Here is a 3,454-nt window from a genome sequence, read left to right on the forward strand (position 1 = left end):
ACCTACACAAGGATCATGACGACCTTTGGTTTGCACAGTAATGGGCTTACCATCTAGATCAACCGATTCCTTTGGACTCAAGATACTAGAGGTCGGTTTAATTGCAATCGATATGCGTAGATCTTGACCGGTACTAATTCCGCCCAAAGTACCGCCAGAATTATTGCTTGCAAATCCATCTGGATGGAGTTCATCGCCATGCTCGCTACCGCGTTGTGCTACCGACCTAAAGCCAGCACCAATCTCAACGCCTTTGACTGCATTAATACCCATCATGGCATGGGCGATATCGGCATCCAACTTATCAAATAGAGGCTCACCCAAACCAATGGGCACATTACGCGCCCGCACTTCAATCTTGGCGCCACAGGAATCCCCTGCTTTGCGCAGTGCATCCATATAAGCTTCTAACTGGGGAACAATATCGGCGTTTGCAGCAAAGAAAGGATTGCTCTCAATGAGTGCTGCATCTTGAAACGGAATTTCAATTTCACCAAGCTGACTCATGTAGCCATAAAACTCAGTGCCATATTGTTCTTTGAGCCACTTCTTAGCAATAGCTGCTGCAGCCACTACAGGCGCAGTCAATCTCGCTGAAGATCGCCCACCACCACGAGGATCACGTAAGCCGTATTTGTAGTGATAAGCGTAATCAGCATGGCCAGGTCTAAATGTCTGCAGGATGTTTCCGTAGTCTTGACTGCGCTGATCCGTATTACGTATCAATAAACCAATTGGGGTCCCAGTGGTTTTGCCCTCGTAGACACCCGATAGAATTTCAACCCTATCCGCCTCTTGACGCTGTGTGACATGACGCGAGGTTCCCGGTTTTCGACGATCTAAATCAATTTGCAAGTCTGCTTCACACAGAGACATTCCTGGAGGGCAGCCATCAACAACGGCGCCAATCGCGGGACCATGGGATTCACCAAAGGTGGTGACTGTAAAGAGGAGGCCTAAAGTATTTCCTGACATATCGACATTATGTCATCTGTCAGGACTATCGGGCTAGGTCACTTAAGGGGATGCCTTTTCGGGCTCTTCTGGCCAGTCGCGGATATATGCCTTCAGCATGGTGTTTTCGAAGTCTTGAGCTTCAACGACGGATTTAGCCACGTCATAGAAAGAAATCACACCCATCAGCATCTTTTGATCTATCACTGGCAGGTAGCGGGCATGCTCTACCAACATCATCCGTCGAACCTCATCGATCTCGGTTTCCATATTGCATGTCAGTGGTTTGGAATTCATCACGCTTTGTACCGACAGATTATCCAATTTGCCATGATGCTTAGCCAAGGCAGCAATCACCTCACGGAATGTCAGGATGCCGACAAGCTTGTCGTATTCCATGACCACCAAGGAGCCGATATCGTGGTCACTCATTACCAAGACCGCTGTTTGCAAAGTAGTCTCTGGAGCTACCGTAAATAGAGTGCTACCTTTTACGCGCAATATGTCACAAACCTTCATTTGGTCTCCAGCAATAAGTTCTTATATGAACAATATATTCTCAAGCCCAAAGGGAATCAAGGGTCAATTGAGGTATTTCAGTAACGAATAACCCTAAGCAGCCCGCTCCGAATGCTGGGGAGGTTGGCAACCAAGACTGCTCCAGCCAAGGTAATCCACCAAGTCAGATAAATCCAAATGAGCGCCAAGGGGAAAATAGCAAAGGCACCATAGACCGTTTTGTAAAAGGCCACATTAGTTAAAAAGAGGCCGAAGCCAAACTTCATTAATTCGAAGGTAAGAGCGGCAAAAAAGGCGCCACTAAACGCATCGCGCCACTGAATTTGTGTATATGGCAAAACTTTATAGGCCACGGAGAATACCGACATTGCTAAAAGCACCGGAACTACGGTTGCGAATAAGCTTAAGCCAAAACTTAGGGCTTCCGTCCACCCTTCTGCCGCACTAAATAGCAAACCGCTCAAATAAGTCCCGATACCAAGCAGAATGGGGCCCATTATTGTGGCCGCTGAATAGACTGCGACCTTTTTCACAATGGGTCGCCGCTCCGAGACACGAAAAATTTGATTAAAAGCATTCTCAATCACTGCCATTGTCATCATCGTCGTAATCACGAGACCAATCAAACCAAGCAAGGTCAGACCCTTGGCCTGAGCCGAAAATTGATTCAAGTAGTTAAAGACTTGTTGATTTAATCCGCCAGGCATATAGGTATCGAGCAGCCAAGCCTGAACGGCATATTTAATCCGCACTACGCTGGGAAGATAGCCAATCAGAATAGAAGCCACCGTCAGCATTGGGACCAAGGACAGCGTAGTTGTGAAAGCCAAACTAGCCGCCACTTGCTTCAGATTTTGTCCGCGATTACGCTCCCAGATCTCTTTTCCAAGAGAGAGCCATAATTGAGGATTACGAATGAGGCGCATCGCCCATATCATAAGAGATAAGAGAAAAATATGAGCCAATCAGACATATTAGTTTTGTACTACTCACGCTATGGTGCAACCCGCAACCTTGCACGGCTTATTGCCGAGGGGATCGAAAGCGTTCCAGGTGCTAATGCTCGATTACGTACCGTGCCAGCCATCTCCACTGTTTGTGAATCTACAGAGGCGGCAGTTCCATCTGATGGCGCTCCTTATGTTGAGTATGCAGACTTAAAAGAATGTATTGGTCTAGCTCTGGGATCACCCACTCGCTTTGGCAATATGGCGGCTCCCATGAAATATTTTTGGGATGGCAGCTCGTCAGAATGGATGAATGGTGCACTCATTGGGAAGCCAGCTTGTGTTTTCACCAGCACGGGCAGTTTGCATGGCGGCCAAGAAAGCACCCTTCTCACCATGATGATTCCCCTACTTCACCACGGCATGATGATCATGGGTATTCCGTACAGCGAATCCGACCTCATGAGTACCTCAACTGGTGGCAGCCCTTACGGTCTCACCCACCTTGCACATGCCGATGGCCGAGCTCCAATCAGCGCTGAAGAGCAACGCTTAGCAATTGCTCAAGGCAAGCGCTTGGCACTCACAGCACTCAAACTCATTTAAGGCAATTCATGCTCAAAAGCTGGCTATCCAAAAACCCGTATCAACTGATTGCTACAGCAGCTTTTGTTGACCTGTTTATTCTATGCATTGCCTGGGAATGGTTTATTTCCCCATTGAGACCTGGTGGCTCGTGGCTCATTCTCAAGGCCATCCCCCTCTTATTTGCCATTCCAGGACTCTGGAAAGGTAATGTTTACACCATGCAATGGGCTTCCATGCTGATCTTGCTCTACATCACCGAGGGACTGGTCCGCATTCTGGAAACAGGGGCTAATTTCTGGATGGCTGCACTGGAAACCACCCTAGGTACCGTCGCCTTTGTTTGCCTGTTGATCTACCTCAAACCCATTAAAGCCCGGGCTAAAGCGGCAAAAAAGGAGCGCGCTGCAGCAGAAATACAGGGTTAAAGGGTCAAAAAAGGGCTTATT

Annotated in this window: 5 protein-coding genes; 2 read left to right on the forward strand and 3 right to left on the reverse strand. The window is 47.9% G+C overall.

Annotation, left to right across the window (positions count from 1 at the left end; translation table 11 throughout):
- From aroC to B7X71_RS13925, 3 genes are all read right to left on the reverse strand, one after another.
- Positions 1-975, reverse strand: a 975-nt coding sequence (gene aroC, locus B7X71_RS13915) for a chorismate synthase (RefSeq protein WP_293601052.1), incomplete at its 3' end; no start/stop codon positions are given.
- Between the two features lie 42 nt (positions 976-1,017).
- Entirely contained in the window at positions 1,018-1,473 is a 456-nt protein-coding gene (locus B7X71_RS13920; protein WP_293598427.1) for a CBS domain-containing protein, read from the reverse strand.
- A gap of 77 nt (positions 1,474-1,550) precedes the next feature.
- A complete protein-coding gene (locus B7X71_RS13925; protein WP_293601053.1) occupies positions 1,551-2,399 on the reverse strand; it encodes a YhjD/YihY/BrkB family envelope integrity protein in 849 nt (282 codons plus the stop codon).
- Between the two features lie 30 nt (positions 2,400-2,429).
- On the opposite strand from B7X71_RS13925, the gene wrbA reads away from it, so the two are divergent.
- Positions 2,430-3,026, forward strand: a complete 597-nt coding sequence (gene wrbA / locus B7X71_RS13930; protein ID WP_293598429.1) for an NAD(P)H:quinone oxidoreductase — start codon at positions 2,430-2,432, stop codon at positions 3,024-3,026.
- An 8-nt stretch (positions 3,027-3,034) separates the two neighbouring features.
- On the forward strand, positions 3,035-3,433 hold the full coding sequence (locus B7X71_RS13935; RefSeq protein WP_215303443.1) for a DUF2069 domain-containing protein: 399 nt from the start codon (positions 3,035-3,037) through the stop codon (positions 3,431-3,433).
- Positions 3,434-3,454: the final 21 nt, after the last annotated feature.

Source organism: Polynucleobacter sp. 39-46-10, from assembly GCF_002282275.1.